The sequence below is a fragment of the Hyphomonas sp. BRH_c22 genome (genome assembly GCF_000961795.1).
GTDB lineage: Bacteria > Pseudomonadota > Alphaproteobacteria > Caulobacterales > Hyphomonadaceae > Hyphomonas.
On sequence record NZ_LADU01000082.1, the window covers coordinates 1 to 26144 of the forward strand.

The window sequence follows — 26144 nt, forward strand, 5'->3', positions numbered from 1 at the left end:
GTTGCGGCATCAGAGCGCGGAGACGCCCTCTACGCGGTCAAACGCTGACGGGCTGGCTTTATTCGCCCAGCACGTAGTCGGCTTCGGCCACATAACGGCTCGGGCCGTCACCCCTATGGCTGGAATAGAGGTGAAAGCTGTTCACCCTGAACGCATCACTGCGGTAGGCGTGGCGCGGCGCAGCCCACGTGGTGACGTCTTCAGGCGTGGTACCGTGAAGGTAGGCCAGGGTGACGTGCGGCGTGAAGTTGCGCCGGTCCGCCGGCAGGCCGAGGCGCCGGGCGGCGCGCTCACACTGAGCCGCCAGGGCGCTCAGCTCGTCTGTCTGGCGCACCCTCGCCCAAACCGAACTTGGTTCGCGCCGGCCGAACCAGCCGATGCCTTCGAGCCAGATTTCAAGCGCGGGTGACCGAATTTCGCCAAGCAGGTCGTCGAGATCGCGCGCCTGGCTGTGACTGAGATCGCCGAAGAAGCGCAGCGTGATATGGAAATTGCGCTCAGGACGCCAGCTGGCGCCGGGTAGCACTGTCTGCAGGGCCTTGAGGCCCGGCACGATGACGGGATCGACAGGGAGAGCGGCGAACAGGCGATACATGCATGTATCTGAAACAGGATTACGGGCAAAAGAAAACCCGGCCTCCACCCGACCGGGTCCCCAATATCAATATCGATGGATCGACGGATCAGCCGGCGAGATCACCGAGCTTTCCGAAATGCTCTGCAAGCAGGTAATAGAACGTCACGCGCGACTTCGTTGTGCCTTCCGGTTGCAACTTGTCGCAGACAGCCTTGATGGCCGCGTCGAGATCGTTCTTGTTCTGGGCGAGGCCGAGCTTGCCCCGGCACCAGCGCTCCCGGACCCGGTCCAGTTCGCCCGAATCCGAACATGCAACCATGGAACTGTCCCGGTTGCGAAGTGCAATGCCAAGATGTCCCACGATCTTCTCTGCGGCGGCCTGATTGTAGCCGTTCGCGTATTTCTTGATGTTTTCGGCGTAAGCCGATGCGTCTGCCATGTCTTATCCCCTAAGTTTTCTGGTGCCCCAACCGTTGGAACTGCACCAGATTCGGGAAATTACTCCTTGGTTAACATGAGTCAATGCAAAACCCGAAAGGCCAATGTTTTCAGAACTGGCTGGCATACTGATTGTTCACTTGGAGAGATTAGGGACGCTAAAGCAATGCATAAGTATAGATTGCCTGGTCTGCAGATATTCTCATGGCGAGCAGGTGTATTCGAACGGGAATGGCGTCGAGGCTGATGGAAAGGGCAAGGCACGGTGTTCGGTTTTCCTTGCAGACGCGATACAGTTTCACCATATTCCCTCGTGTGCGCGCGTCTTTACGTGCGCGAGCAAACAGAAGGGTATTAAACCTATGAACGAATTCAATCGGGCCTACACGCCAAAAACTGGCGCCGACTCGATGGACACGTCCGTCAACGAGGGCCTTCGGACCTTCATGCTGGGCGTTTACAACAAGATGGCGCTTGGACTGTTGTTGACTGCGGGACTCGCTTACGCCTTCGGTGCCCTGGTGCCGGAGAGCGTGACGCTGACGCTGCTGACCGGGCCTATCGGGCTGGTCATCATGTTTGCGCCGCTGGCGATCCTGCTCCTGTCCAGCTTCGTGATGAAGAACCCGTCGCCGCTGGCGGCAAACCTCGTCTACTGGTCGGTCGTCTCCCTGATCGGCGTCGGCATGGGCGCAATTGTCTATGTCTATGCGCGCCAGCCTGACGGCATGCTGATTGTGTCCAAGGCGTTCCTGACGACGGCGATCGCCTTTGGGGGACTGTCGCTCTACGGCTATACGACCAAGCGCGACCTGTCGGGCTTTGGCACGTTCCTGATCATGGGCGTCATCGGCATTATCGTGGCGTCGATCCTGAACATGTTCATCTTCCAGTCGAGCATGATGCACATGGTCATCTCGGTTGTCGGTCTGTTGTTGTTTGCCGGCCTGACGGCCTTCGACACGCAGCGCCTGAAGAATATGTATTTCCAGCTCGTCGGTGATTCCCGCGCGATGGCGGTGGCGACCACCTATGGCGCGCTCAGCCTGTACCTGGATTTCGTGAACATGTTCCAGTTCCTGCTGGCGATCATGTCCGGCCGCGACTAAGCGCCCATCCAGACCCAGACAAAAGCCCCGCCCTCACCGGCGGGGCTTTCCTTTTTGGCGCATTGCGAAATTGCGGCGTCTCGGCTAACCCTCCGGCCAAACACGCCCCAACACTTTCAGGAGTTTATGACCCATGGCCCGCAAGAAAATCGCCCTTATCGGATCCGGCATGATTGGCGGCACACTCGCCCATATCGCAGCACGTGAGGAGCTGGGCGATGTGGTCATGTTCGACATCGCCGAAGGCCTGCCGCAGGGCAAGTCGCTGGACCTCGCCGAGTCGACGCCGGTCTACAATGCGTCAGTCAGCCTGAAGGGCGCGAACGACTATGCCGAGATCAAGGGCGCAGACGTCTGCATCGTGACCGCCGGTGTCGCCCGCAAGCCCGGCATGAGCCGCGACGACCTGCTTGGCATCAACCTGAAAGTCATGAAATCGGTCGGCGAGGGCCTGAAGGCCAACTGCCCGAATGCCTTCGTGATCTGTATTACCAACCCGCTCGACGCGATGGTCTGGGCACTGCAGAAATTCTCCGGCTTCGACACGAAAAAAGTGGTCGGCATGGCCGGCGTGCTGGACAGTTCGCGCTTTGCCTATTTCCTCAGCGAGAAAACCGGCGTGTCGGTTGCCGATATCCACGCCTGGACCCTGGCCGGCCATGGCGACGACATGGTGCCGATGGTGCGCCACTCGACCGTGGGCGGCTTGCCGCTGCCGGAACTGGTGAAACAGGGTTGGATGAGTCAGGCCGAGCTTGACGGCATTGTTGACCGGACCCGCAAGGGCGGCGGCGAGATCGTGGCGCTTCTGAAAACCGGGTCGGCCTATTATGCTCCTGCCGAGAGCGCAATCTCCATGGCAAAGGCCTATCTCAAGGACCAGAAGCGCGTGCTGCCCGTCGCGGCCTATTGCAATGGCGAGTACGGCCTTGATGGCATGTATGTCGGTGTGCCGACGCTGATCGGTGCTGGCGGCGCAGAGAAGGTCATCGAGTTCGACCTCAACGATGGCGAAAAGGACATGTTCGCGAAATCCGTTGCGTCCGTGCAGGGCCTTATCCAGGCCTGCAAGGAGATTGACGGCTCGCTCGCCTAGGAGCCTGTCATGGCCATCGGGCCGACAATCGAAACGGACCGTCTGATCCTTCGCCCGCCGCGGGCGGAGGATTTTGACTCGTGGGTGGCCTTTCATGCCGATGAAGCGGTGATGACCCACCTCGGCGGTGTGCAGGGCCCCGAACTGACATGGCGGGCGATATGCATGACAGCGGGTGCCTGGACGATTGCCGGGTTTTCCATGTTCTCGGTGATCGAGAAGGCGACTGGCCAATGGGTCGGGCGGCTGGGTCCTTGGTGTCCGCATGGCTGGCCGGGGACCGAGATCGGCTGGGGCCTTGCCCGCACGGCCTGGGGTAAAGGTTATGCGACCGAAGGCGCGGCGGCCTGCATGGATTACGTGGTCGATATTCTTGGGTGGGACGAGATTATCCACACAATCCTGCCGGAGAATGCCGGGTCCATCCGCGTCGCCGAGCGGCTTGGCAGCCGGGTGCTGCGCCAGGTGGCGACCCCGCCGCCTTTCGAGGGCCAGATGTGGGATGTCTATGGCCAGACCGCCGATGAGTGGCGTTCACGCCGGATCAAAGGCGCGTGAGGATTGGATGAACCGGTTTTCCGGGCCGCCACCCTTCCATGGTGCTGCGGGGTGGCTTAGCGTGCCGGCAACAGACAGCCGGAGATAAGAAACCATGTTGAGACCCCTGACCCCGATTGCGCTCGCGGCGCTTGTCGCCGTGATGCCTGCGACTGCCGACAAGGCCGATGTGCTGGACCCGGACATCCGGGCGCAGGCAGAAGCGTTGATGGAGGCAGGCCTCAAAGATGATGTCGGGCTCGAATTCACAGAGAGTCTGACGACCGAGATCGGTCCACGGCTTGCCGGTTCGGATGCTGAATGGCGGGCCCGGCAATGGGCCATGACCAAGCTGAAGGATTTGAACTTCCAGCAGGCCTATATCGAGGACTTCAACCTGCCGTACTGGGAGCGCGTAAGCGAATCCGCGTCGGTTGTGGGACCGAACCCGCAGAATCTCCTCGTAACTGCGCTGGGCGGATCGAAGTCGACGCCGAAAGGCGGCGTCGAGGCCGGGATCGTGCGCTTTGCCAGCCTCGCCGACCTGAAGGCGGCGCCTGCTGATTCCCTAACCGGCAAGATTGCGTTCATTGATGAGCGCATGGTGCGTACCCAGGACGGGTCAGGCTACGGCGCAGCGGTGGCCAAGCGGGGGGGATGTGCCGAGGCGGCGGCCGCCGCTGGCGCGGTCGCGTGCCTCATCCGCTCGGTAGGTACCCAGTCCCACCGAATGCCCCATACGGGCGGCATGATGCGCGAGGGCGCACTTGGCGCCTTGCCGGCGGCTGCGCTGTCTCCGCCCGATGCGGACCAGCTGGCGCGGTTGCTGGAGCGCGGACCGGTCACGGTGAACCTCGACATTCAGGTGAAGTCGGCCGAGTCGGCGGCATCAGGCAATGTGATCGCTGAAGTGGAGGGCACGGGCCGCGAGGGCGAGATCGTGCTGATTGGCTGCCACCTCGACAGTTGGGACCTGGGCACTGGCGCAATCGACGATGCGGCCGGGTGCGGGATCGTGGTGGCGGCGGCCAACCTGATCCAGCAATTGCCGCAAAAGCCCAGGCGCACGATCCGGGTCGTGCTTTACGGGTCGGAGGAAGTGGGCCTGTTTGGCGGGCGGGCCTATGCTGCGGCGCACGCCGAGGAGCTGGACAAGCATGTGCTGGCTGCTGAAAGCGACTTCGGTGCCGGCCGGATCTGGCGCCTGACCAGCGGTTTCGGGGAGGGCGCGCTGGATTATGCCGCCGCGATGCAAAGCGTGGTGGCGCCGCTTGGAATCATCGCGGGGGATAACGGCGGCAGGGGCGGCCCGGACATCATGGTCCTGCATGCGTCCGGTGTGCCGGTTCTGGAGCCGGACCAGGATGGAACGGACTATTTTGACCTGCATCACACGCCGGATGACACGTTTGACAAGATCGAGCCTGATGCGTTCCGGCAGAACGTCGCAGCCTATGCCGCGCTGACCTATCTCGCGGCCGCAACGGACTGGGATTTCCGCAAGGTCGCCGCACCCGAGACTGACGACCAGTAGGCATGCCGAACCGCGCGGGACGGATCGCCGCCAGCCTGGATTCCGTGCATGAATCGCTGCGCATGGTGCAGCGGGAACTGTCTGGCGTGCGCGAAGATGGCGCGCGATGGCGCTGGGCCGCCGTTGGCATGGTGATCGCGTTGCAGGGGGCGCTCGTGACGGCCTTGAGCGGCTATGAGACTGCACAGGACGCGGACGTTGAAGATCCGTCCAGTCCCGACCGGTTTGCCCCTGTGGCGCTGTTGCTGCGCCGGGCGAGATCGGCCGAGTACCTGAATGTGCCCGAGCGCGTGGAGATGACGGGTTCGGCGGTTCGCCAGATCGAGCATCTGGTGGCCTATCGCAATACGGTGGTGCACGGGCTGGGGATGAGTGAGGGGGAGGGGGTGGCAAAGGGGTGCCAGAGGGTGCTGGACATCGTCCGGCACGTGCTGCTGGCATACCCTGCGTTCGATGTGTCGCGCCATCACCTCATTTGTGCGCTGATCTCTGACGAATTGTCCCGGATCGAACCGCTGCTGCGCGAGCCCGGTTAATATCCAGGTCATGCAAGCATGGCATGTATGCAGGTCATGCGCCCCGTCCTTCGCCCGCTTCTCTTGTCCTGTGCCGCCTTTGCCCTGATCGCGGCAGCGCCGGCGACGTTCACGCGAGAAGAGCTGGACGCGCTGGAAGCCGAGCGCCAGGCCGCAGTCATGCGGCTGGAGGCGCTGCAGGCCGCAGGCGAAGAAACCGAAATGGACCTGCGACAGATCGACAGCAAGCTGATCTCTGCCGCCATGGAATCCCGGCGCCGTGAAGAACAGGCCGCTGCTTCGGAGAAGGCCCTGATCGATCTCGGCACACGCCGGGCGGTGGCCCAGGAAGACCTGCTGGTTGACCGGCAGGCGCTGGAAGACCTGCTGGCGGCACTGGCCGCCTCCAACCGCCGCAGGCCGCCCGCACTGATCGTCTCGCCGGGCAAGGCGAACACGGCCGTTCGCCGGGCGATCCTGATGAGCCAGACGACCCCGCGGCTGGCATCGCGGGCCGATGACCTTTCCGGGGAAATCGACGAACTGAACCTGCTCGAGCGTCAGATCCGGGGGGAGCGGGCGCGGCTGGAGGCAGCCGAAGCAACGCTTGCGGTCAAGCGTGTGGAGATTGAACGGCTGGCCGCAGTCAAGCGCGGCAGCTTCGAAGATATTGCCGGGGATATCGACGTGCTGCGCCAACGCGCCGACACTCTGGGGCAGAAAGCGGAAACGCTGCGCGAACTGCTGGCGGCACTTGAATCGGATGCCCCGGCGGCGCCGGGCATGAAGCCCGCGCTGAGGCCGAAGCTGGCATCAGCGACAACGTCGGTATCGCGTCCGAAACCGCCGGCACAGAGGGTTCAGCCTGCACCGGCATCGCGGCCATTGGGCGCGGCGGCCCTCGGCGCGCTGATCCAGCCGGCTGCCGGCGATGTGATCTTCGGATTCGGTGACAAGATGCCGACCGGCGGCAAGACGGAATGGATCACGTTTGCGACCCGGCAGGCGGCCCAGGTGGTGGCGCCGATCGGCGGCAAAGTTGAGTACGCACGGCCATTTCGCAGCTATGGATCAATGTTAATTTTGCGCACAAGCGACGGATACCATGTTATTCTGACAGGCATGAGCCGGATCTATGTCACTGAAGGCCAATCAGTTTCTGCGAATGAGCCTGTCGGGCGGATGCCTGACCGCGCTGAACCTGCGCCGCAGCTGAATATGGAATTAAGGCTTGGCGACAAGGTGATGAATCCGGCACAATGGTTATCGAGTGGCAAATGAGGTCACGATGATGGAGGATTGGAATATGCGTTCACTGCTGACAGGCGCCGCGCTCGGGATTGTACTGGGCGGCGCAGCGGTTGGATTTTCCGCCTTCGCATGGCCGCAGGAGAAGCCGGCCGATCCGCGGATGGTGACGTATCAGCAGCTGGAACTGTTCGCCGAGATCCTCGCCCGCGCCCGTCAGGACTATGTCGTGGAAGTCGACGAAAAGGCCGCGATGGAATCCGCGATCAATGGCATGCTGACCTCGCTGGACCCGCATTCCGGTTATCTCAATCCTGACGACTTCCGTTCGATGCAGGTGCAGACATCCGGCGAATATGGCGGCCTTGGCATCGAAGTGACGATGGAAGACGGTTTCGTCAAAGTCATATCGCCGATGGACAATACGCCTGCCAGCCGCGCCGGCATCCAGAGCGGCGACCTGATCACGGCCATCAACGGCGCGCCGATTATCGGCCAGACGCTGAATGATGCCGTCAAGGAAATGCGCGGCGAAACGGGAACGGATATTGTCATCACGATCCTGCGTGCCGGAGAAGACCCGTTCGATGTGACGCTGACACGTGAAGTAATCGAGCAGAAATCCGTTACCTGGAAAATGCAGAAAAACGATATCGGCTATCTCAGGATTTCCAGTTTCAACGAGCGCACGACGCTGCTGCTCGAAGAAGGCATCGAAGGCATCTCCAAGGCGACGGGCAACCGTCCAAAAGGCCTGATCATCGACCTGCGCAACAATGGCGGCGGATTGCTGGACCAGGCCGTTTCCGTGTCCGACGTGTTCCTGTCGGGCGGCGAAGTCGTCTCGACGCAGGGCCGCCGCTCTGCCGACATCGAGCGTTACAATGCCCGCACAGGCGAGGTGTTCAAGGGCGTGCCGATCATCGTGCTGATCAATGGCGGTTCAGCGTCCGCATCTGAAATCGTGGCCGGTGCCCTGAAGGACCGTGGCCGGGCGACGATTATCGGCACGACCAGTTTCGGCAAGGGATCGGTCCAGACCGTGATCCCGCTTGGCGCCGATCGCGGGGCGATCCGCCTGACGACCGCACGCTATTACACGCCATCCGGTCGTTCGATCCAGGCGCTAGGCATCGATCCCGATATCGAGATCACCCAGACGCGGTTGACCGAGGAAGAACTGGCCAGGATCAAGCGCTGGTCGGAAGCGGACCTGCCGCATGCCCTGGCCAATGAAGACGGCGAAAAGCGGCATGAAGTCACCTTGCCGGATGAGCAGCCGCCCGAAGGCTACGAGGGTGAGGATTACCAGCTGGAGCGCGCAGTCGACATGCTGCGTGAAGGGACTGTGACTGCCAGTGCTTTCCGCCGCGCAGGTTAAGCTGTGTTTGTAGTCTGTTAACCAGATTGCCGCATTCTTGGTCCTTCAGGATCCTATTTGTTGATTACATGAGGTCGCCGCATGCCATATCGGAGGGACGCTGAGCCGTCTCCCCTTCGCACCGGAATTGTCCATGCAGGCTTGAGCCTGCTGGTGTTTGGTGGGTTGGCGGGAGCCCTCGGTGCAGGCATCCAGTTTTCCGGTGATCCGTCAGCGGCTGGTCCGCGCCAGCAGCTCGCGCTGTTCGAAGTGGTGGACGATGCCAGGCCGACGCTGAAGACCCGTCTCAAGACCGAGGGAGCCGATCAGGCCATGATCGCGACACTGGGCGATGATGGCTATCCCGAAGTTGAAAGCGGCGACGAACCGAGCCTTGGCGTCGATTATGCTGACGCACCCGGGGTGACCGGAACAGGCGGCCCGTCGGACGACGCTGTGGCTGACGCTGCCGGTGTTGGCGTGCGGATCAATGGCAAGCTGGTCAAGCCTGGTGAATCCTATGGCGAGGTAACCGCGATCGTGTCGCTGGATACCGCGCCGATCTCGGGCATGTCGGAGACAGTCAATGGTGTGCGCCTGCCGCGTATTGCCCCTGACGGCCGCGCGCCGGCTGACGCCTATGCACGTCCCTTCGCCAACCCTGGTCAGCAGCCGGTTGTATCGCTCGTGGTCGGCGGCCTTGGCATCAATGCCACGCATACGAAATCGGCCATCGAGGAACTCCCGCCCGAAGTGACGCTGTCCTTCGCGCCGGACGCGCAGCGCCTGCAATACTGGATCGACCGCGCGCGTGCGTCGGGACATGAAGTGCTGATCGAGCTGCCGATGGAGAATTTCGACTATGGGCGCATGAAAATGCACCCGCAGACGCTGCTGGCCGGCAAGGATGCGTCGGTCAATGTCGCGCGGCTCAACACTTTGCTGGGACGTGCGTCGGGCTATTTCGGGGTGATCAACTATCAAGGTTCCAAATTCTCGGGTGACGCAGAAGCTGTCCGGCCCGTACTGCAGGCGCTGAGCGACCGGGGCGTGGCCCTGGTCGAGGATGGCAGCCTTGAAGAGGCAAGTTTCGACACGGTCGCCGATGCGACACGCGTGCGCTATGTCAAGGCATCCGCGCCGATCGACACCAAACTGACGGCCGATGACATCAATCTCCAGCTCCTGGAGCTTGAGACGCGGGCCAAGGCAACCGGCGCCGCGATGGGGGCGGGTTATGCGTTCCCGATCACCATCGAGATGGCAAAGATCTGGACCAGCGAACTCGGCCAGAAGGGCATCCTGCTCGCGCCTGTTTCTGCTCTGGTTGGCACCACGCCTGCGGAATTCGTCAATGATGACCGCAACGGCACTGGCAGCACCGCGAAGGCTCCTGTAAACCCTGCCGGGTGAAAACGTCCATCCTGGATCCTGAACGCTATCGTCCCAATGTCGGGCTCGCCCTCTTTTCGAAGGCGGGGCACGTCTTTGTGGGCCGGCGCATCAATGGCCGCGGCGCCTTTCAGTGGCAGATGCCGCAGGGCGGCGTCGACAAGGGCGAATCGCCCCGTGATGGCGCGCTGCGCGAACTGGAAGAGGAAATCGGCGTTCCCGAAAAGCTGGTCGATGTGCTCGAGGAGACCGAGGACTGGCTGTATTACGACTTCCCGCCTGACCTGAAGAAGCGTCTGCCGGGACCATATATCGGACAGCGCCAGAAATGGTTTGCCTTCCGCTTCAAGGGATCTGACAGCGATGTACGCCTCGACCGGCACACACCGGAATTCGATGCCTGGCGCTGGGCTCCGCTGGAAGAAACCCCGGCGCTGGTTGTTCCGTTCAAGCGTCTCGTCTATTCCGAAGTGGCTCAGCGGTTTGAACGCTGGACCGAACCTGTGCACGGCGGCAAGATCGCACAGGGCTGACGGAGGGCTGAATGCCGAAATCGCTGTTGATGATTCATGGCGTCGGTTGCGGCGGCGACGCCTGGGACCGCATGCGTCCCGGTTTTGAGGTTGCAGGCTGGGATTGCGAGGCGCCAACCCTGTTTCCGGACCAGCGGACACTCGACGATCCGCCCGCGACCCTGCCGGATCTCGGGTTTGACGATTATGTCGCCGCCATGGTGGAGGCTGCCCGCAAAATCGAGAAGGACACTGGTGCCAAGCCTGCGGTCATCGGGCATTCCATGGGCGGACTGATCGCGCAATGCCTGGCCGAGAAGGGCGTCGTGTCGCAGGCCGTATTCTTGACCCCGGCCCAGCCAAAGGAGTGCGCGGAAGTCAGCCTTTCCGTCGCCTATACATTCCTGAACATCCTTCTGACGCGCAACCGCAAGCGGGCCTACAAGGTCTGGCGGTCCGGCTTCCGGTTTGGCGTCCTGAACCGTGTTCCAAGGCGCCGCCATGAGGAAATCTACGCACGGGCGCGGTTTGATTCCGGCAAGGTTTACGGCGACCTCACTGACGGGATTGAAGTCGATGAGGGGCTCGTGGCGATTCCCACACTCACTATTGCCGCGTCCCAGGACCGGGCGACATTGGCCCGGGCTGTCCGCAAGGTGGGCGAAAAATATGCCCGCGCGCCCGTACCGGGTGATTTCTTCGAATATCCCGACAATGCGCACTGGATCATCGACGAGCCGGGGACAGACGCGGTCGTCGCCGATATCGTCGAATGGCTGGAACAACCTTTTGGAGAACAGGCGTGATCGAGGAAGAAGCTCACGGCGTTCATGACTATGTCGCCGACCCGCGAAATGCCGATGTGCTGATCTCGGTGAACGGTGACATGAAGCACCGTGACGCGGCGGTCGTTTCGGTTTTCGACAGCGGCTACATTCTCGGTGATGGCGTGTGGGAGGGTCTGCGCGTTTCAAATGGCGGCGTTGCTTTCCTGCCTGAACACCTGAAACGCCTCTATGCCGGTGCCAAGACAATCGACATGGACATCGGCCTGACAAAGGACGAATTGACCGCGCGCCTGATGGATTGCCTGAAGGCGAACGGCATGACGGATGGTGTGCATATCCGCCTGATGGTGACGCGAGGGATCAAGAAGACGCCCTATCAGGGGCCACGCTTCACCATCGGCAAGCCGACCATCGTGATCATTCCGGAATACAAGACACCTGTGCCGGAAATCCTTGCCCGGGGGGTGACCCTTTTCACTGTCCACCAGCGCCGCACGGGCCCGGCCGAGCAGGACCAGAAGCTGAATTCACATTCCAAGCTCAACTGTATCCTGGCGTGCATCCAGGCCGACAAGGCCGGCGCCGACGAGGCCTTGATGCTGGATGCGGCCGGCTTTGTCGCGACATGCAACTCGACGCATTTCTTCATCGTGCGGGACGGCGAAGTGTGGACCAGTCCGCCGGATTACTGCCTTGGCGGCATCACGCGGGGAAACATCATCCGGGTCTGCCGCGAGGCCGGTATCCCGGTCTTTGAAAAGCGCTTCTCGCTGTTTGATGTCTACTCGGCCGACGAGGCCTTTATCACGGGCACGTTTGCGGGGCTGACACCGGTGCGTGAAGTCGATGGGCGGACGATCGAGCATGTCGGTGGCCCGATGAGCCAGCGCATCAGCACGCTCTACAAACAACTTGCCGCCAACAGCCTGACACCGATCACATGACTCCGATCCGCCGGATTGCGATGTGGTCAGGGCCGCGCAACATGTCGACCACGATGATGCGCAGCTTCGGCGCGCGGGCCGATTGCACTGCCGTGGACGAACCGTTCTACGCGGCCTGGCTGGTTGCCGCAGGCGTGACCCACCCCATGCAGGCGGAGATATTGGCGAGCCAGCCGAACGATCCGCGCGGCGTGGCAGAACGCCTGCTTGCCCCGTTGCCGGGCGGCGCGGCCGTGCAATTCCAGAAGCACATGACGCATCACATGCTGCCGGAATTCCCGCTCGACTGGGCCGCGCAGTGTGACCATGCATTCCTTATCCGGCATCCGGCACGGGTGATTGCCTCCTATGCCCGGAAAATGGATGATGTGAGTCTGGAAGCCATCGGGTTCCCGCAGCAGGCCCGGCTGTTTGACGAGATGCGGGCGCGTACCGGCAAACTGCCGCCGGTGATTGATTCGGACCGCGTGCTCGCCGATCCGCATGCGGTCCTGGCGCGCCTATGCAGCGCGCTGGAGATTCCATGGGATGAGGGCATGCTGGCCTGGCAGCCCGGCCCGAAACCGGAAGACGGCGCCTGGGCGCCGCATTGGTATGATGCCGTCTGGAAGTCCGAAGGGTTTGGCGATGCGCCGGGGCCCTTGCCGGTCCTAGACGGTGAGGATGCCGGAATAGAAAAGGAGGCGCTCGCGATTTACGAGCGCCTCCTTCGGTATCACGTCTGACGCAGCTGCTGTCCCGGCACGCCTATTGATTGGCAGCGCGCAGGAACCGGTTGCGCAGGTCAGCGTCGGATTTGAAGACGCCAGTGAACTGGGTCGTGACCGTGGTGACATCCTTGTGGTGCACGCCGCGTGTCGACATGCACTCATGGACGGCTTCAATCAGGACGGCGGTGCCCATTGGCGCGAGGCTTTCGGTGATCGCATCACAGATCTGTGCCGTCATGGTTTCCTGCGTCTGGAGGCGCTTGGCGAATATCTCGACCACGCGGGCAAGCTTCGAAATGCCGACAACAGCATCAGAAGGCTTGTAGGCCACGAAGGCCTTGCCGATGAACGGTGCCATGTGGTGTTCGCAATGGCTCTCCACGTCGATATTGCGCAGGATGACAATGTCGTCATAGCCCTGAACATCTTCAAAGGTGCGTGAGAGATATTTCACCGGGTCTTCATCATAGCCGGCAAACCACTCCTTATAGGCGTTGACGACGCGCTTGGGCGTGTCGAGCAGGCCTTCGCGGCGTGGATCGTCACCCGCCCATGCAATGAGCGTGCGGACGGCTTCTTCAGCCTCTTGCACAGTGGGGCGAACCAGGGGTTCTCCGCGAGACAGGTCGTTCTTGGGAGTGATGGCATCCATGGCCATGATTAAGTGTCCTTCGACTGAGGGACGGAGGTCGAGCCGAGGCTTGGTCTGGGAAACCGGATGGCCCCCTGCCCGGACTTAACGCCCGCCCGAGTTGATACCCTCAGGGCGATAAAGTTGAAGATAGGCGCGAGATTGCGCTGTTTCCAGAGATTTCTACGGTGACGCGGAGTAAACGGATGTCGGATATTTCATTGCCCGGCAAGCGGCCGGGTGATAATGGCGCCGGAATGGACATGAACCGGCACGCGTGCAGATTGCCTAAAGGCTGTTGTTGTTAAGGCAACAAGCGCCCATTAGGGCATCTCGCCCATCCAGAAGGGCCATTTCAGTTCCATTTTCCCCGTTCGAGCCCGATTTCCCATGACTCTCCGCATTTATGACACCGCACAGCGCGCGAAACGCGTATTTGAACCGCAAGATCCGGCCCGCATCACGCTCTATGTCTGCGGCCCCACGCCGTACAACTACGCCCATATCGGCAATGCCCGGCCGCCCATCGTGTTTGATGTGCTGCGGCGGGTCCTGGCGAGCCAGTATGGCGCCAATGCCATCGTGTATGCACGCAATATCACCGATATCGAAGACAAGCTCATCACCGCCTCGGTGGAGACGGGCGAGCCGATCGCCTTGATCGCGCGGAAGTTCGCAAAAATCTACAATGACGATACCGCGGCGCTAAACGTCGCAGCGCCCACGATCGAGCCCTGGGCAACGGCGCATGTACCGGAAATGATCGAGATGATCGAGAAACTGGTGCGCAAGAAATACGCCTATGTCGGCGAGCAGGGCGTGTGGTTCGCGGTCAACTCGATGCCGGATTACGGCAAGCTTTCGGGGCGCAGGCCGGAAGACAATGAAGCCGGCGCCCGGGTCGAAATTGATTCCGACAAGCGCGATCCGGCTGATTTCGCGCTGTGGAAATTCGCCAAGCCGGGCGAGCCGGACGATGCGATCTGGGACAGCCCGTGGGGCCGGGGCCGGCCCGGCTGGCATATCGAATGCTCGGCCATGGCGGCAAAGCACCTTGGCAAGACGATCGATATTCATGGCGGGGGGATCGACCTGCAGTTCCCGCACCATGAGAACGAGATTGCCCAGTCCGAATGCGCGCATGGCCAGGTGATGGCCAATTACTGGATGCATAATGGCTTCCTCGACATGGGCGGGGAGAAGATGTCGAAATCGCTCGGCAATGTCGTGCTCATGCATGACCTGCTGAAGGCGTGGCCGGGCGAAGTGGTGCGATTTGCCATGCTGAGCGGGCATTATCGCGCGGCGCTGGACTGGAACGAAGACCTGCTGAAACAGGCCAAGACCACGCTTGACCGTGTGTACGGCGCATTGCGGCGCGTATGGAGTGAAGAGGGGGGTGAGGCGCGTGACAGGGGGGTGCTGAAGGCGCTGTCCGACGACCTCAACACGCCCGAAGCCCTGGCCGAATTGTCGCGCCTTGCGGGCGAGGCCAACACGGCGGCCGATCACAAGGATCATGACGCCATGGCGAACGCCAGAGCGAACCTGCTGGCGGCGGGCGCGCTGCTGGGCCTGCTGACAAAGACGCCCAAGGATTGGGAGCAGGGCGCCGATGCCGATGGCAATGCCCGCATTGACGCCCTCGTGCAGGCCCGGATCGATGCGCGGTCGGCGCGTGACTGGGCCGAGGCGGACCGGATTCGCGATGCGCTGGCGGCAGAGGGTATCGAGATCATGGACGGGCCGTCCGGGTCGACCTGGCGCCGGGTGTAGGAACGAGGCAAATTTCGTCGAAATTCGCATGCAGGTGCGAACCTGATCTTCGGCTTGTCATGTGTAGAAGGCGCGTTCCACCTCCCGACCGGGCCTGGTTGTCGTCAATCCGGGCCGAGCGGTAATCATCCAACTAGGGTCTTCCGATTTGTCGGGAGACCCTTTTTTTGCGCGTCACGGGGTTTCTGTCTGATCGTTAAATTGACCCTTCAGGCCGGCGCATGGGATCAATTAGTCCTCGGGATTAGAACCCCCGTTTCAATGCACCCATCTCTCTCGGGCCGTTCTCTATCCTTGGATCGAGGACGGCCTCTTTTTACCTGGGCCTGATGCACCAGCTTGCGAATGGGCCGGGCCGGGTCCATCTTTGCGGGCGATGAGCGAGCTTTACCACAACCGTATCCTGGAACTTGCGGCCAACATTCCGCATCTCGGCACCCTCGATGGCGCCGAGGCCTCTGTGCTGAAAGTGTCGCGCGTGTGCGGATCGACCGTGAAGGTTGAGATCATTCTGGATGCAGCCGGCGATCATATCGCGGCGATTGCGGTGGACCCGAAAGCTTGCGCGCTGGGGCAGGCTGCTACCGCGATCCTGTCAGAATACGCCGTCGGGGCATCGGTTGAAGAAGTCATCGCGGCGCGAGACGCCATGAAGAAGATGCTGAAAGAGGGCGGCCCGCCACCCGAAGGCCGGTTCTGGGAGCTGCGCCATCTGGAGCCTGTTGCCGATTATCCTCCGCGCCATACAAGTACGCTTCTGGCCTTCGAAGCGGCAGTGGCAGCCATTGAGCGGGCACGTGTGGCGCGTGGCCTTGCGCCCGCGATAGCGGGCTGACGATGGCAGGGGTTCGCCGAAAGGCTGTCTATGGCCTGCTGCGCGTCTACAAGCTCAGCTTTTCCTGGATTTTCTATGCCGCCGGTGCCCGTTGCCAGCACAAGCCGTCCTGCAGCGAATACGGCGCGGAATGTGTTGCCCGTCATGGCTGGTGGGCAGGCGGGTGGATGGCCCTTGCCCGGTTCATCCGGTGCCGGCCCGGCGGCAGTTTCGGGCATGATCCTGCGCCGGTCTTCAAGCCTGACGTGCCAGCGTGGCAGCCTTGGCGCTATGGTGACTGGAAATCGGGCGGCCGGCCCTTGCCTGAGCAAAAAGTTGAAAACCTTCCGGAAGCGTGACATAAGCCCGGCCGATGACACGTTCGATCCGTCTCCAGCTGCCCAGCGGCCTGACCACGCGAACCCGCCGGGGTGCATGATACCCCGCAGGCGGTGCCGTAAGCGCGCCTGGGATTCATGTACCCGCAAAAAACTCCCTTCGACCCGGCCGCCCGGCCTGATGCAATCTGCCCCGCAATTGGGGTGGGATTTTCGGTGAACTCGCGTTAAGCAGACCGCCGCAGGCAGGCCTTTCCGGACAAGACTTTGCCGCGCCCCGTGCGCCAGACCGCTGAAGAAGACTGAAACATGATCAAAGTATCCCTGCCCGATGGATCGGTGCGAGAATTTGCCGAGGGCGCGAGCCCGTTCGACGTCGCCAGTTCCATTTCAAACTCCCTTGCCAAGAAGGCGATTGCCGCCCGCGTGGATGGCGAACTGCGCGACCTGATGCGTCCGCTGGACGGCGATGCGCGCGTCGAGATCGTGACGCCGAATGATGCCGAAGGGCTCGAGCTGATCCGGCACGATGCCGCCCACGTGCTGGCGCAGGCCGTCCAGGCGCTCTACCCCGACACGCAGGTGACGATCGGACCCGTGATTGATGACGGATTCTATTATGACTTTGCCCGCGAGACGCCTTTCTCGACGGAAGACTTCGACAAGATCGAAGCCAAGATGCGCGAGATCGTCGATGCCGATTACCCGATCGAGCGCGAGGTCTGGGAGAAAGACGCGGCCATCGCCGAATTCAGGCGGATCGGCGAGGACTACAAGGCCCAGATCATCGACGATATCATCCCGCCGGGCGAGGACATCACGCTGTACCGCCAGGGCGACTGGTTCGACCTGTGCCGCGGGCCGCACCTGCCTTCGACGGGTAAGCTGCCCAAGGCCTTCAAGCTGATGAAGCTGGCCGGGGCCTATTGGCGCGGCGATTCCCGGAACGAGATGCTGCAGCGCATGTATGGCACGGCCTGGGCCAATGAGAAGGACCTCCAAGCCCACTTGGTGCGCCTTGAAGAGGCCGAGAAGCGCGACCACCGCAAGGTCGGTGCAGCGCTGGACCTGTTCCACTTCCAGCCGGAAGCGCAGGGCTCGGTTTTCTGGCACCCGAAGGGCTTCATGATCTGGCGCCAGCTGGAGGCCTATATCCGCCGTCAGCAGGATGCGGATGGCTATGTCGAAGTGAAGACGCCGCAATTACTGAACTCGGTCTTCTGGGAGCAGTCAGGGCACTGGTCGAAATTCCGCGAGAACATGTTCGTTGTGCCGGACGAGATTCCCTCAACGGACGAAGAGGGCCCAATTCTGACGGGCGATAGCGACCTGATGGCGCTCAAGCCGATGAACTGCCCGGCACATGTGCAGATATTCAAGAACGGGCAGCGCTCCTATCGCGACTTGCCTATCCGCATGGCCGAGTTTGGCTGCTGTCATCGCAACGAGGCTCACGGCGCCCTGCACGGCCTGATGCGTGTCCGCCAGATGACGCAGGACGATGCGCACATCTTCTGCCGCGAAGACCAGATTGCCGACGAGACGCTGCGCTTCCTGAAGCTGTTCGAGCGCGTCTATGGGGATTTCGGCCTGTCGGAGATTTCCTACAAGCTGGCAACGCGCCCTGACATGCGGGCCGGATCGGACGCGACATGGGACCGGGCCGAAAAGGCGCTGGCAGATGCATTGACGGCGGCGGGGATGCAGTTCGAGATCGCCGAAGGCGAGGGGGCTTTCTATGGCCCGAAACTGGAATTCCACCTGACGGATGCGATTGGCCGGACATGGCAATGTGGCACGTTCCAGCTCGACTATGTGCTGCCAGACCGCCTTGACGCGGAATATACAGGGTCTGACGGCGCCAAGCACCGCCCGGTCATGCTGCACAGGGCCGTTTTCGGCACGTTCGAGCGATTCATGGGTATCCTGATCGAGAACTATGCCGGGGCCTTCCCGCTCTGGCTCTCGCCGGTCCAGGTCGTGGTCGCAGCCATTACTGACGCGGCCAATGATTATGCGCTGGAAGCGGCCGCTGCGTTGCGCAAGGCGGGGCTGCGGGTTGAGACGGATCTTCGTAATGAGAAGATCAATTACAAGGTCCGCGAACATTCCGTGCAGAAGGTGCCCATCATTGCCGTCGTGGGCGGCCGGGAGGCCGAGGAGCGCACACTGGCGCTCCGCCGCCTTGGCAGCCAGGGACAGCAGATGATGGGTCTGGACGAGGCATGTGTGGCCCTGGTGCAGGAATCGCTCGCGCCAGATCTCAAACGCGCTGAGTGAGCAAGGTCTGGTGACAAGTCCGGAGGTTGGCGACAGAGTGCGGGCCATGTCCTATGCGCCCATTCTTGCCGCTGCCTTCGTGCTCTGGCCTGTTATCGGGCTGCTGGGTGCCCAGGGCTATGGGCCCTTGCTGGCGATCACGGCGCTGCCCGCGCTGGCGCTGGCGCGGCCGAAAATGCCGCCTGCCATCTATGCCCTGATGGCGCTGGCCTTCGTCGGGTGGGCGGCGATCAGCGAGACCTGGTCGCCGGCAACGCGCGGGTTGATTTCCGGGAACCTTCTGGAAGGGGATTTCGCAATCCGTGCGTCGAGCGTACGGATCGTGCTGACGACCCTGTTTGGCATGCTGGCAGTGGCCGGCGCTCTGCGCATCGCCAGCGGTACGGCGCAGGTATCGTCGCGGGTCATGCTGGGGGCGTTTGCGGTACAGGGGCTGGTGCTCGCGGTCAGCGCGGTGTTCGGGCATCAGGTGGTGGCGATGGTCTATGGCGCCGACCCGATGGAACAGGCCAAGGGTTTTCAGAACATCGCGCGCAACGCGAACGCGTTCCTGATCGTTTTGCCGATCCTTGCGGCCTATATCGCGGTACGGCCGGGCTGGCGCTGGAAGGGCATCGCCGCGGCCATGGTACTGGCGGCGGCCATCATTGTGGTGCTCAATGGTTCGGATTCAGCGCTGATCGGGATCGGGTTCATGCTGTTGGCGGGCTTCATCGTCTGGCTGGCACCGAAAACCGGCTATCGCTGGCTGATCAGCCTGATGGCTGGCTATGTCGCAGCGGCGCCTGTCCTGATCGGCACCGCAATCAACATGATGCGGAAGATGGGCGTCGAGCTGCCGGCCTCGTTCCAGTCGCGTGCGTGGTCATGGGAGCTGGTGATCGGCAAGGCGGTGGAGAAGCCGCTGACCGGCCATGGCGTGGCCGCGTCGAAGACCTGGCGTGATACCTATTCCGATCATCCCGCGTGGCTGGCCCAGCTGCCGGACTTCTGGGCTGCCTATCCGGTGGTTCCAGGGCATCCGCACAATATGGCATTGCAAATATGGGCCGAGACAGGTGTGGTCGGCGCGGTGCTGGCAGGGCTGACGCTGGTTCTGATCGCGTTCCGCCTGCCGATGCCGAAGACGCTGCGGCCGGACGTCAGGTATGCGATTGCGGGTCTTGTCGGCGTCGTCGCGAGCCTGTTCAGCTTTTCCTATAGCGTCTGGAACGATTCCTTCTGGGCCAGTGTCGTGCTTGCCGCGTGCGCGATCATCCTTCTGTCACGCCGCAACAGGGCGTCGCTGTGAGCGATCTGGCGACAGTTTCGGCGATCGTCGTGTCGTATCATACCGGCCCGCGCCTGCATGAGTGCCTTTACGCGCTGAAGTCAGATCCGGACGTCTCGGAGATCATTGTGGTGGATAATGGCAATCCGCCGGATGCCGAGGCCTGGCTGGATGCATTTGTTGCCCGCACAGACAAGGCGCGGCTGATCCGGTCGGGCGACAATCCGGGCTTTGGCACGGCCGTCAATCAAGGCGCTGCGAGCGCGTTGGGCGCGTTTCTCCTGGTCATCAACCCGGATGCGGTGATCCGGCGCGGCTCCATTGGGCCACTCCTGGCGGCGCAGGAGGGCGAAGCTAACCCGGTGCTCGTCGGTGGCAAGATTTTCGATGTGCGCGGACGCGAGGAGCGCGGGTGCCGCCGCAACACGCTGACGATCTGGCGGGCGCTGGGCCTTGGGAAATGGACGCTTGAGACAGATCCGGCCCCGGCGGGGCCGATACAGGTCGGGGCGGTATCGGGCGCCTTCTTCCTGATGAACCGGACGGCCTTTCGCCGGATCGGCGGGTTCGACGAGGCCTATTTCCTACATGTCGAGGATGTGGACCTTTGCCGCCGCGTGATCGCAGCGGGAGGGCATGTCATCTACCAGCCGCTCGCAGGCGCGCTTCACTATGGATCAACATCGGATGCGCCGTCCGCTGTCGTACAAGCCCACAAAGCCAGGAGTCTTGCGCGCTATTTCCGCAAGTTTGCCAGCGGGCCTGCCGACAGAATCGTGGCGGCACTGGCGACGCCATTCCTCGGACTTGCCCTCAAGCTGCGCGGCTAGAGGATTGCCGGGATCACGCGGTCAGGCGGGCGGTGCCCGTCGGCGAAGGTCTTGATATTGATGATGACCTTTTCGCCCATTTCAGTGCGCCCCTCGATTGTAGCCGAGCCCATGTGAGGCAGGAGCAGGACGTTCGGCAGGCCGAGCAGATCTTCATTCACGGCCGGTTCGCGTTCGAACACATCCAGCCCGGCACCGGCCAGCTTGCCTGACTTGAGGGCGCGGGCGAGGGCAGCTTCGTCGATCACTTCGCCGCGGGCCGTGTTGATCAGGAAGGCTTCCGGTTTCATGAGGTCGATGCGGCGGGCATTCATCAGGTGGAATGTCGCCGGCGTATGCGGGCAGTTGATGGACACGATGTCCATGCGGGCCAGCATCTGGTCGAGGCTGTCCCAATAGGTGGCTTCGAGAAGCTCCTCGGTGCGCGGGCTGACCGGCTTGCGGTTATGATAGTGGATCTGCAGGCCGAAGGCCTTGGCGCGGCGGGCGACCGCCTGGCCAATCCGGCCCATGCCGATGATGCCGAGGCGTTTGCCGGCCAGGCGCCGCCCCATCATCCAGGTTGGCGTCCAGCCATCGAATCGCCCCTGATCCATGACCTGCGCCCCTTCATGCAGGCGGCGGGGCACCGCGAGAATCAGCGCCATGGTGACGTCTGCGGTGTCGTCCGTCAGAACGCCGGGCGTGTTGGTGACGGTTATGCCGCGCTGAACAGCACTCTGGACGTCGATATTATCGACGCCGGCGCCAAACTGGGCGATGAGGCGCAACTGGTCGCCTGCGCGTGCGAGCACGCGGCTGTCGATGCGGTCGGTCACGGTCGGGACGAGCACGTCAGCGGTCTGGACGGCTTCGACCAGTTCTTCATGGCTAAAGGCATGATCGTCCTGATTGAGGCTCGTATCGAACAGTTCCTTCATCCGTAGCTCGACAGGAGCGGGCAGTTTCCGGGTCACGACGATCTTCAGTTTCTTGGTTGGCATGTGGCCCCTCTGCATGTCTCCTATCGGGCTTAGCAGAGCGATGCCGGAACGCCAACGCCTGTTGTTTTACGCGCGATTCATCTGGACGTGGCAGGGTAGGGCCTCAACAGCGCGTCTGGCAAACTGCACATGAAATGGGCACCCCTTCTCGTCTCCGGAATCCTGACGCTTGGCGGCCTCGCGGCAGCCGAGAGTCCGCAACTCACACGCATCAGCCAGTTTTCCGGAAAAGCGGTGCCGCGCTTTGAAACGCTGAAATTTGCCGCCGTGAACGGGCGGTCCGGACCCAGCCGGGAGCATCCGGTCGTCTGGCGTTACGAGCGCAAGGGCCTTCCACTGCTGATCATCAAGGAAAGCCAGGACTGGCGCCGCGTGCGTGACCCGTCGGGCGACGAAGTCTGGGTGCATGCGCGCATGCTGGAGGCGGGTGCTGCCGCCATGCTGCAATCGTCCACGATGCTGCACGAGGCCCCTGATGCGGCCAGTCCTGTCGTTGCCTCGCTGGAGGCCGGAGTACTGGTGGAGCTTGGCGAATGCCGCGTGGCATGGTGCGCGCTTGAGGTTCAGAGCTTCAATGGCTGGGCACCACGCGAGACGCTCTGGGGCGCCGATACGGGTGAAGCTGGTCTGTAAATCCGGATGGGTCAGGCGGTTGACAAGCCGGGCCGGTCACTGTGGTTAGGCGGTTACGTCCAATTCCAGGAGATCCCGACCATGTCCGGACCGCATGATTTTCACACGCCGAAATCCAGCTATACCAAGGCGGACCTGCTAGAGTCCGGCCTGGGCGGCTATTTCGGACCGGGCAACGCGCAATTGCCGGCTCCGCCAATGCTGATGATGGACCGGATCACGGAAATCAGCATGGACGGTGGCGAATTCGGCAAGGGCCATGTGATTGGCGAACTCGATATTACACCGGACCTCTGGTTCTTCGCGTGCCATTTTCCGGGCGATCCGGTGATGCCGGGCTGTCTCGGCCTGGATGCCATGTGGCAGGCCGTCGGCTACTGGCTCGGCTGGTCGGGCAGCCCTGGCAAGGGCCGTGCGCTGGGCGTCGGCGAGGTCAAGTTCACCGGCCAGATCACGCCGAAACGCAAGCTGGTACGCTATGAAATCGACATTCGGCGCGTCAAGCGCGGGCGGCTCGTGCTGGGCATCGCCAACGGCAAGGTGTTTGCCGATGACAAGCAGGTTTACATGGCGACCGACATGAAAGTCGGCCTGATGAACCCGGCGGATCTGGACTAGCCTGTCCGGCTAATCCGTCTCGAAACCAGTCCTGGATCCATGGATGGGGTCGAACCCGTCACAGCTTGAAGACGCGGCTGGCATTACCTGACAGGAAGGCCTCTGCCTGCATGTCTGTCAGACCGAGCGACCCCAAGCCCTCAAGGCATTTGGATGGCGACAGCATCGGCCAGTTCGTACCGAACATGACCCGGCCGGCACCGAGGCCCTTCATCCAGGTGACGAAGGCGGGCGGCAGACGGTGCAGCGCATAGGCTGACGTGTCGACATGGAAGTTCGCGAACTTGACGGTCATCGACACCAACTCCTCAAGCCAGGGGAAGCCAACATGGCCACCGACAATTTTCAACTCTGGAAAATCGAGCATGACGTCTTCGAGATAGGGGATGAGGCGGCCCGTTTCCGAGCGCATCAGCGGGCCGGTGTGGCCGATTTGGGTACAGAAGGGCACGTCCGCCTCAATGCAGGCCGCATAGATGGGATAGTAACGCCTGTCATTGGGTGGCAGGTCCCAGAGCCAGGGCACGATGCGGACGCCGACGAAACGCTTGCCGTCGACCCGTGCGTGAATCTCGCGGACGGCCTGCATCGGGCAAGCAAGGTCGACACTGGCGAGACCTCGGAACCTGTCGGGCGCCTGCGATATTTGCTCTTCGACCTCACTGTTGGAAATAAGCTCGCCTGCGGGGCCGTGCCAGGCAGACAAGAGGGCTATCGTGACGCCAGCGGCATCCATGGCGGCCAGGGTCGATTCAACGGTGGCTGGGCGCGTATCGCCTTCCTTGCCTGTCCACTTCAGCAAGGTCTTCAACCAGGGCTGTTCGGCCATGCGTGCGGTGGTGATCTGGGCCCAGGCGTCAATGATTGGCATACGATTCTCCATATACTTCAATAGTGAAGTATATGTGCTTGGCCGCCTCATGGCAAGTAGGGTAAGAAGGCGCATGACCGCGAGATCCAGCCGATTCTACCACCGCCTTCAGGTAGCCGCGCATAGCCTGCAGAAGCGGGCTGACCAGGCGCTGATGCAGGCGGCGGGCATCTCAACGGCGCAGGCGGCCGTGCTGTCGATTGTTTCGGCCGGGGACGGGCCGCAGCAAAACACGGTGGCCGGACAGCTCGGTCTCAATGAATCGGCTGTGACTGCCATGGTGAACCGGCTGATGGCCCTGGGCCTGCTGAGGCGCGCGCGCAGTGCACGTGATGCCCGCGCATGGGATCTTCATGTGACTGACGCGGGCGCGGCGGCACTCGCGAACATCCAGGCGCCGTTTGCCGAGATCAACGCGCTGATTGACAACACATTTGGCCCAAAGGACGCAGACAGGGTGGCAGCCCTGCTCGCGGTGCTTTCGGAACGACTGAGCGAGGATCAAGGCAGGCGAGACGCTTGACGGTTTGATCGTGCCCGCCTAGCCCGTGAGGCAGAAAAATTCATATTAGAGGAGGCCCCGATGGCCGAAGACTGGAACCTGCCGACGGGCGACCTGATGAAGGGCAAGCGCGGCATCGTGATGGGCGTTGCCAACCAGAATTCGATTGCCTGGGGCATCTCGAAGCAACTGGCGGCGCAGGGTGCTGAAATTGCCTTCACCTATCAGGGCGAGGCGCTGGAGCGGCGCGTCCGGCCGCTGGTCGAAAGCATTGGCATGGACCTGATGATCCCGGCGGACGTGACCGACGATGCCAGCATGGATGCCGCCTTTGCCGAAATCAAAGCGAAATGGGGCAAGATCGACTTCCTCGTCCACTCCATTGCCTTTGCGGGCAAGGACGAGCTGCAGGGCTCGATGGTGGCCAACACGACGCGCGAGGGATTCCGGCGAGCGATGGATATCTCGGTCTATTCCTTCATCGATTGCGCCCGGCGCGGCGCCGAGCTGATGCCGGATGGCGGATCGATCATGTGCATGACCTATCTCGGCGCGGAACGGACCGTTCCGTCCTACAATGTGATGGGCGTTGCCAAGGCGGCGCTTGAGGCATCGACGCGCTATGCCGCGCGTGACCTCGGGCCGCAGGGCATCCGCGTCAACGCGATTTCGGCAGGCGCGATGCGCACGCTGTCGCTTGCGGGTATCCGGGGGGGCAAGAGCCTGATGGGCACGGGCCGTGACTGGTCACTGCTGAAGGAAGACACGAGCATGGAAGGTGTTGCCGGCTGCGCGCTTTACCTGCTCTCGCCGCTCGGCCGCTCGATTGCGGGCGAAGTGATCCATGTCGATGCTGGCTTCCATGTGGTCGGCGTGCCGGACCTGCCGGAGGAATAGGGCGGGGCTTCCGGCTGACGATGGGTTGATCGTTGCTGTCAGTTCACAACGGTCAGAGTCGGGCCGGCAAGGCGGATCGAATAGATCATGTCCTTGCGTTCGCCCATCTGGATGCTGAATGCGGCAAGCTCGATATCGCCTGACACGCCATCCGGGACAACAGCGCCACGCGCTGTGTGGCGGAAGGGGGCAAACCGCCTGTCGCGTGTGCCTGCCTCGAAATGCCGGAAGGTCCATTCGCCCAGGCTGGGCGTGGCGGTGAGGGGCTGGCCGCGCGTCATGCGCAGCGGGACATCCTCGCTGAGCGTGCCGGAGAGATTGAGGAAAACCTGCGTCGCCCAGACGCCGTTGCGTGTCACCACGACACCAATCGCGACATGGGTGAGATCGGGATTGAGGATGTTCGCCCTGTGGCCGGGACTGTCCATCAGGTTCTGGTGGAGCTGCGGCAGGCTTTTCGAGAAATTGTAGCGCCCGCTGACGATTTCGAGCATCGCAAGGTTTTCCGCCGAGCGCTGGATCAGGGCGCGGCGGTCAAGGGCCGTGACGCGGTCTGCCGGTGAGCGTCCGTCCGGGCTCTGGTGATCGAAGAACTGGTTGGCGGCCATGTCGAGGCTCTGGAACCGTGCGGGTGCCAGCAATTCGCGCCGCAGGGCAAGGGGTTTGAGGCCGCGGGTCGTGCGCTCGAAATTGACCTTCTCGAGGAAGCCGGCCTCCATCCGTGTATCAAACTTGTAGCCGCTGGGGAGATTTCCGAGGCAGGGGCGTACGGTTTCGACATAGTCGGCTGCCGTCTCGCCGCGGGCAGACAGGCGCAGATCGCAGGCGAACGCTGCGCTGCTCGCGAGCGCGCTGGCGCCGAGGAGTGTCAGCCATCGGGACAGGTTTCGACTCATGAAAGCAAGCCTAGCCAGAGCGCGCATGGCCGCCCAGCGTTTTGT

General features: G+C 62.4%; 28 protein-coding genes. 22 read left to right on the top strand and 6 right to left on the bottom strand.

The genetic code is table 11. The annotated features are described in order from the left end of the window. Window positions 1-58 precede the first annotated feature (58 nt). The gene (gene thpR, locus VR74_RS10385) at window positions 59-595 is read right to left on the bottom strand and encodes an RNA 2',3'-cyclic phosphodiesterase (RefSeq protein WP_045696521.1); all 537 of its coding nucleotides are present in this window, start codon (window positions 593-595) and stop codon (window positions 59-61) included. Window positions 596-683: 88 nt separating this feature from the next. Continuing rightward, window positions 684-1016 carry a DUF2853 family protein gene (locus VR74_RS10390; protein WP_045696523.1) on the bottom strand — a complete coding sequence of 111 codons (333 nt, stop codon included), beginning with the start codon at window positions 1014-1016 and terminating at the stop codon, window positions 684-686. Window positions 1017-1377: 361 nt separating this feature from the next. Between VR74_RS10390 and VR74_RS10395 the strand changes: the two genes are divergently transcribed. The 12 genes from VR74_RS10395 (at window position 1378) to VR74_RS10450 (ending at window position 12775) form a co-directional block, all read left to right on the top strand. Beyond that, window positions 1378-2124, top strand: a complete 747-nt coding sequence (locus tag VR74_RS10395) for a Bax inhibitor-1/YccA family protein (protein ID WP_045696525.1) — start codon at window positions 1378-1380, stop codon at window positions 2122-2124. 133 nt (window positions 2125-2257) lie between these two features. Further along, window positions 2258-3220, top strand: a complete 963-nt coding sequence (gene mdh, locus VR74_RS10400) for a malate dehydrogenase (RefSeq protein ID WP_045696526.1) — start codon at window positions 2258-2260, stop codon at window positions 3218-3220. 9 nt (window positions 3221-3229) lie between these two features. After that, window positions 3230-3778, top strand: a complete 549-nt coding sequence (locus VR74_RS10405; protein ID WP_045696529.1) for a GNAT family N-acetyltransferase — start codon at window positions 3230-3232, stop codon at window positions 3776-3778. Between the two features lie 94 nt (window positions 3779-3872). Next, the gene (locus VR74_RS10410) at window positions 3873-5291 is read left to right on the top strand and encodes a M28 family peptidase (protein ID WP_299950136.1); all 1419 of its coding nucleotides are present in this window, start codon (window positions 3873-3875) and stop codon (window positions 5289-5291) included. Between the two features lie 2 nt (window positions 5292-5293). Next, entirely contained in the window at window positions 5294-5827 is a 534-nt protein-coding gene (locus VR74_RS10415; RefSeq protein ID WP_045696531.1) for a hypothetical protein, read from the top strand. Between the two features lie 18 nt (window positions 5828-5845). Continuing rightward, the gene (locus tag VR74_RS10420) at window positions 5846-7087 is read left to right on the top strand and encodes a peptidoglycan DD-metalloendopeptidase family protein (protein ID WP_299950138.1); all 1242 of its coding nucleotides are present in this window, start codon (window positions 5846-5848) and stop codon (window positions 7085-7087) included. Between the two features lie 25 nt (window positions 7088-7112). Next, the gene (locus VR74_RS10425) at window positions 7113-8435 is read left to right on the top strand and encodes a S41 family peptidase (RefSeq protein WP_045696589.1); all 1323 of its coding nucleotides are present in this window, start codon (window positions 7113-7115) and stop codon (window positions 8433-8435) included. Window positions 8436-8516: 81 nt separating this feature from the next. Further along, window positions 8517-9827, top strand: coding sequence for a divergent polysaccharide deacetylase family protein (locus tag VR74_RS10430; RefSeq protein ID WP_299950140.1), 1311 nt, complete (start codon window positions 8517-8519; stop codon window positions 9825-9827). After that, on the top strand, window positions 9824-10339 hold the full coding sequence (locus tag VR74_RS10435; RefSeq protein ID WP_299950142.1) for an RNA pyrophosphohydrolase: 516 nt from the start codon (window positions 9824-9826) through the stop codon (window positions 10337-10339). Before VR74_RS10430 ends, VR74_RS10435 begins: the two co-directional genes overlap by 4 nt. Window positions 10340-10350: 11 nt before the next feature. Next, window positions 10351-11124, top strand: a complete 774-nt coding sequence (locus VR74_RS10440) for an alpha/beta fold hydrolase (protein ID WP_045696540.1) — start codon at window positions 10351-10353, stop codon at window positions 11122-11124. Window positions 11125-11204: 80 nt separating this feature from the next. Next, window positions 11205-12050 (top strand): aminotransferase class IV, encoded by an 846-nt coding sequence (locus VR74_RS10445; RefSeq protein ID WP_366462448.1) that lies wholly within the window; start codon window positions 11205-11207, stop codon window positions 12048-12050. Beyond that, a complete protein-coding gene (locus tag VR74_RS10450) occupies window positions 12047-12775 on the top strand; it encodes a hypothetical protein (protein WP_045696545.1) in 729 nt (242 codons plus the stop codon). The genes VR74_RS10445 and VR74_RS10450 overlap by 4 nt, the downstream gene beginning before the upstream one ends. 22 nt (window positions 12776-12797) lie before the next feature. On the opposite strand, the gene folE is transcribed toward VR74_RS10450, so the two are convergent. Beyond that, window positions 12798-13412 (bottom strand): GTP cyclohydrolase I FolE, encoded by a 615-nt coding sequence (folE, locus tag VR74_RS10455; protein WP_045696595.1) that lies wholly within the window; start codon window positions 13410-13412, stop codon window positions 12798-12800. Window positions 13413-13781: 369 nt separating this feature from the next. Between folE and cysS the strand changes: the two genes are divergently transcribed. The 6 genes from cysS (at window position 13782) to VR74_RS10485 (ending at window position 20699) form a co-directional block, all read left to right on the top strand. Then, window positions 13782-15167 carry a cysteine--tRNA ligase gene (gene cysS / locus VR74_RS10460; protein ID WP_045696547.1) on the top strand — a complete coding sequence of 462 codons (1386 nt, stop codon included), beginning with the start codon at window positions 13782-13784 and terminating at the stop codon, window positions 15165-15167. A 376-nt stretch (window positions 15168-15543) separates the two neighbouring features. Then, entirely contained in the window at window positions 15544-16002 is a 459-nt protein-coding gene (locus VR74_RS10465; RefSeq protein ID WP_045696548.1) for an iron-sulfur cluster assembly scaffold protein, read from the top strand. Between the two features lie 2 nt (window positions 16003-16004). Beyond that, complete coding sequence (yidD, locus tag VR74_RS10470) at window positions 16005-16340, top strand: membrane protein insertion efficiency factor YidD (RefSeq protein WP_045696550.1); 336 nt, start codon at window positions 16005-16007, stop codon at window positions 16338-16340. 288 nt (window positions 16341-16628) lie between these two features. Further along, window positions 16629-18599 carry a threonine--tRNA ligase gene (gene thrS / locus VR74_RS10475; protein ID WP_045696553.1) on the top strand — a complete coding sequence of 657 codons (1971 nt, stop codon included), beginning with the start codon at window positions 16629-16631 and terminating at the stop codon, window positions 18597-18599. A 46-nt stretch (window positions 18600-18645) separates the two neighbouring features. Continuing rightward, window positions 18646-19890 (top strand): O-antigen ligase family protein, encoded by a 1245-nt coding sequence (locus VR74_RS10480; RefSeq protein WP_045696555.1) that lies wholly within the window; start codon window positions 18646-18648, stop codon window positions 19888-19890. Next, window positions 19887-20699, top strand: coding sequence for a glycosyltransferase family 2 protein (locus VR74_RS10485; protein ID WP_299950148.1), 813 nt, complete (start codon window positions 19887-19889; stop codon window positions 20697-20699). Before VR74_RS10480 ends, VR74_RS10485 begins: the two co-directional genes overlap by 4 nt. On the opposite strand, the gene VR74_RS10490 is transcribed toward VR74_RS10485, so the two are convergent. Then, window positions 20696-21682 carry a D-glycerate dehydrogenase gene (locus tag VR74_RS10490; protein ID WP_045696559.1) on the bottom strand — a complete coding sequence of 329 codons (987 nt, stop codon included), beginning with the start codon at window positions 21680-21682 and terminating at the stop codon, window positions 20696-20698. The genes VR74_RS10485 and VR74_RS10490 overlap by 4 nt on opposite strands. Before the next feature lie 129 nt (window positions 21683-21811). Here VR74_RS10490 and VR74_RS10495 point away from each other — a divergent pair, with 129 nt between their 5' ends. Beyond that, on the top strand, window positions 21812-22315 hold the full coding sequence (locus VR74_RS10495; RefSeq protein ID WP_045696561.1) for an SH3 domain-containing protein: 504 nt from the start codon (window positions 21812-21814) through the stop codon (window positions 22313-22315). A gap of 81 nt (window positions 22316-22396) precedes the next feature. Continuing rightward, entirely contained in the window at window positions 22397-22933 is a 537-nt protein-coding gene (gene fabA, locus VR74_RS10500) for a bifunctional 3-hydroxydecanoyl-ACP dehydratase/trans-2-decenoyl-ACP isomerase (RefSeq protein WP_045696597.1), read from the top strand. A 58-nt stretch (window positions 22934-22991) separates the two neighbouring features. Here fabA and VR74_RS10505 read toward each other — a convergent pair whose 3' ends face one another. After that, window positions 22992-23804 carry an amidohydrolase family protein gene (locus VR74_RS10505; protein ID WP_045696562.1) on the bottom strand — a complete coding sequence of 271 codons (813 nt, stop codon included), beginning with the start codon at window positions 23802-23804 and terminating at the stop codon, window positions 22992-22994. A gap of 73 nt (window positions 23805-23877) precedes the next feature. On the opposite strand from VR74_RS10505, the gene VR74_RS10510 reads away from it, so the two are divergent. Further along, window positions 23878-24327 (top strand): MarR family winged helix-turn-helix transcriptional regulator, encoded by a 450-nt coding sequence (locus VR74_RS10510; protein WP_299950150.1) that lies wholly within the window; start codon window positions 23878-23880, stop codon window positions 24325-24327. Between the two features lie 60 nt (window positions 24328-24387). Beyond that, window positions 24388-25203 (top strand): enoyl-ACP reductase, encoded by an 816-nt coding sequence (locus tag VR74_RS10515; RefSeq protein ID WP_299950153.1) that lies wholly within the window; start codon window positions 24388-24390, stop codon window positions 25201-25203. A gap of 38 nt (window positions 25204-25241) precedes the next feature. On the opposite strand, the gene VR74_RS20875 is transcribed toward VR74_RS10515, so the two are convergent. Continuing rightward, window positions 25242-26099 (bottom strand): CAP domain-containing protein, encoded by an 858-nt coding sequence (locus VR74_RS20875; protein WP_299950155.1) that lies wholly within the window; start codon window positions 26097-26099, stop codon window positions 25242-25244. Window positions 26100-26144 lie beyond the last annotated feature (45 nt).

Excerpts from the sequence above, each read along its gene's own strand:
- thpR (WP_045696521.1), bottom strand. The coding sequence starts at position 595 with ATGTATCGCCTGTTCGCCGCTCTCCCTGTCGATCCCGTCATCGTGCCG.
- VR74_RS10390 (WP_045696523.1), bottom strand. The coding sequence starts at position 1,016 with ATGGCAGACGCATCGGCTTACGCCGAAAACATCAAGAAATACGCGAAC.
- VR74_RS10395 (WP_045696525.1), top strand. The coding sequence starts at position 1,378 with ATGAACGAATTCAATCGGGCCTACACGCCAAAAACTGGCGCCGACTCG.
- mdh (WP_045696526.1), top strand. The coding sequence starts at position 2,258 with ATGGCCCGCAAGAAAATCGCCCTTATCGGATCCGGCATGATTGGCGGC.
- VR74_RS10405 (WP_045696529.1), top strand. The coding sequence starts at position 3,230 with ATGGCCATCGGGCCGACAATCGAAACGGACCGTCTGATCCTTCGCCCG.
- VR74_RS10410 (WP_299950136.1), top strand. The coding sequence starts at position 3,873 with ATGTTGAGACCCCTGACCCCGATTGCGCTCGCGGCGCTTGTCGCCGTG.
- VR74_RS10415 (WP_045696531.1), top strand. The coding sequence starts at position 5,294 with ATGCCGAACCGCGCGGGACGGATCGCCGCCAGCCTGGATTCCGTGCAT.
- VR74_RS10420 (WP_299950138.1), top strand. The coding sequence starts at position 5,846 with ATGGCATGTATGCAGGTCATGCGCCCCGTCCTTCGCCCGCTTCTCTTG.
- VR74_RS10425 (WP_045696589.1), top strand. The coding sequence starts at position 7,113 with ATGCGTTCACTGCTGACAGGCGCCGCGCTCGGGATTGTACTGGGCGGC.
- VR74_RS10430 (WP_299950140.1), top strand. The coding sequence starts at position 8,517 with ATGCCATATCGGAGGGACGCTGAGCCGTCTCCCCTTCGCACCGGAATT.
- VR74_RS10440 (WP_045696540.1), top strand. The coding sequence starts at position 10,351 with ATGCCGAAATCGCTGTTGATGATTCATGGCGTCGGTTGCGGCGGCGAC.
- VR74_RS10445 (WP_366462448.1), top strand. The coding sequence starts at position 11,205 with ATGAAGCACCGTGACGCGGCGGTCGTTTCGGTTTTCGACAGCGGCTAC.
- VR74_RS10450 (WP_045696545.1), top strand. The coding sequence starts at position 12,047 with ATGACTCCGATCCGCCGGATTGCGATGTGGTCAGGGCCGCGCAACATG.
- folE (WP_045696595.1), bottom strand. The coding sequence starts at position 13,412 with ATGGATGCCATCACTCCCAAGAACGACCTGTCTCGCGGAGAACCCCTG.
- cysS (WP_045696547.1), top strand. The coding sequence starts at position 13,782 with ATGACTCTCCGCATTTATGACACCGCACAGCGCGCGAAACGCGTATTT.
- VR74_RS10465 (WP_045696548.1), top strand. The coding sequence starts at position 15,544 with ATGAGCGAGCTTTACCACAACCGTATCCTGGAACTTGCGGCCAACATT.
- yidD (WP_045696550.1), top strand. The coding sequence starts at position 16,005 with ATGGCAGGGGTTCGCCGAAAGGCTGTCTATGGCCTGCTGCGCGTCTAC.
- thrS (WP_045696553.1), top strand. The coding sequence starts at position 16,629 with ATGATCAAAGTATCCCTGCCCGATGGATCGGTGCGAGAATTTGCCGAG.
- VR74_RS10480 (WP_045696555.1), top strand. The coding sequence starts at position 18,646 with ATGTCCTATGCGCCCATTCTTGCCGCTGCCTTCGTGCTCTGGCCTGTT.
- VR74_RS10490 (WP_045696559.1), bottom strand. The coding sequence starts at position 21,682 with ATGCCAACCAAGAAACTGAAGATCGTCGTGACCCGGAAACTGCCCGCT.
- VR74_RS10495 (WP_045696561.1), top strand. The coding sequence starts at position 21,812 with ATGAAATGGGCACCCCTTCTCGTCTCCGGAATCCTGACGCTTGGCGGC.
- fabA (WP_045696597.1), top strand. The coding sequence starts at position 22,397 with ATGTCCGGACCGCATGATTTTCACACGCCGAAATCCAGCTATACCAAG.
- VR74_RS10505 (WP_045696562.1), bottom strand. The coding sequence starts at position 23,804 with ATGCCAATCATTGACGCCTGGGCCCAGATCACCACCGCACGCATGGCC.
- VR74_RS10510 (WP_299950150.1), top strand. The coding sequence starts at position 23,878 with ATGACCGCGAGATCCAGCCGATTCTACCACCGCCTTCAGGTAGCCGCG.
- VR74_RS10515 (WP_299950153.1), top strand. The coding sequence starts at position 24,388 with ATGGCCGAAGACTGGAACCTGCCGACGGGCGACCTGATGAAGGGCAAG.
- VR74_RS20875 (WP_299950155.1), bottom strand. The coding sequence starts at position 26,099 with ATGAGTCGAAACCTGTCCCGATGGCTGACACTCCTCGGCGCCAGCGCG.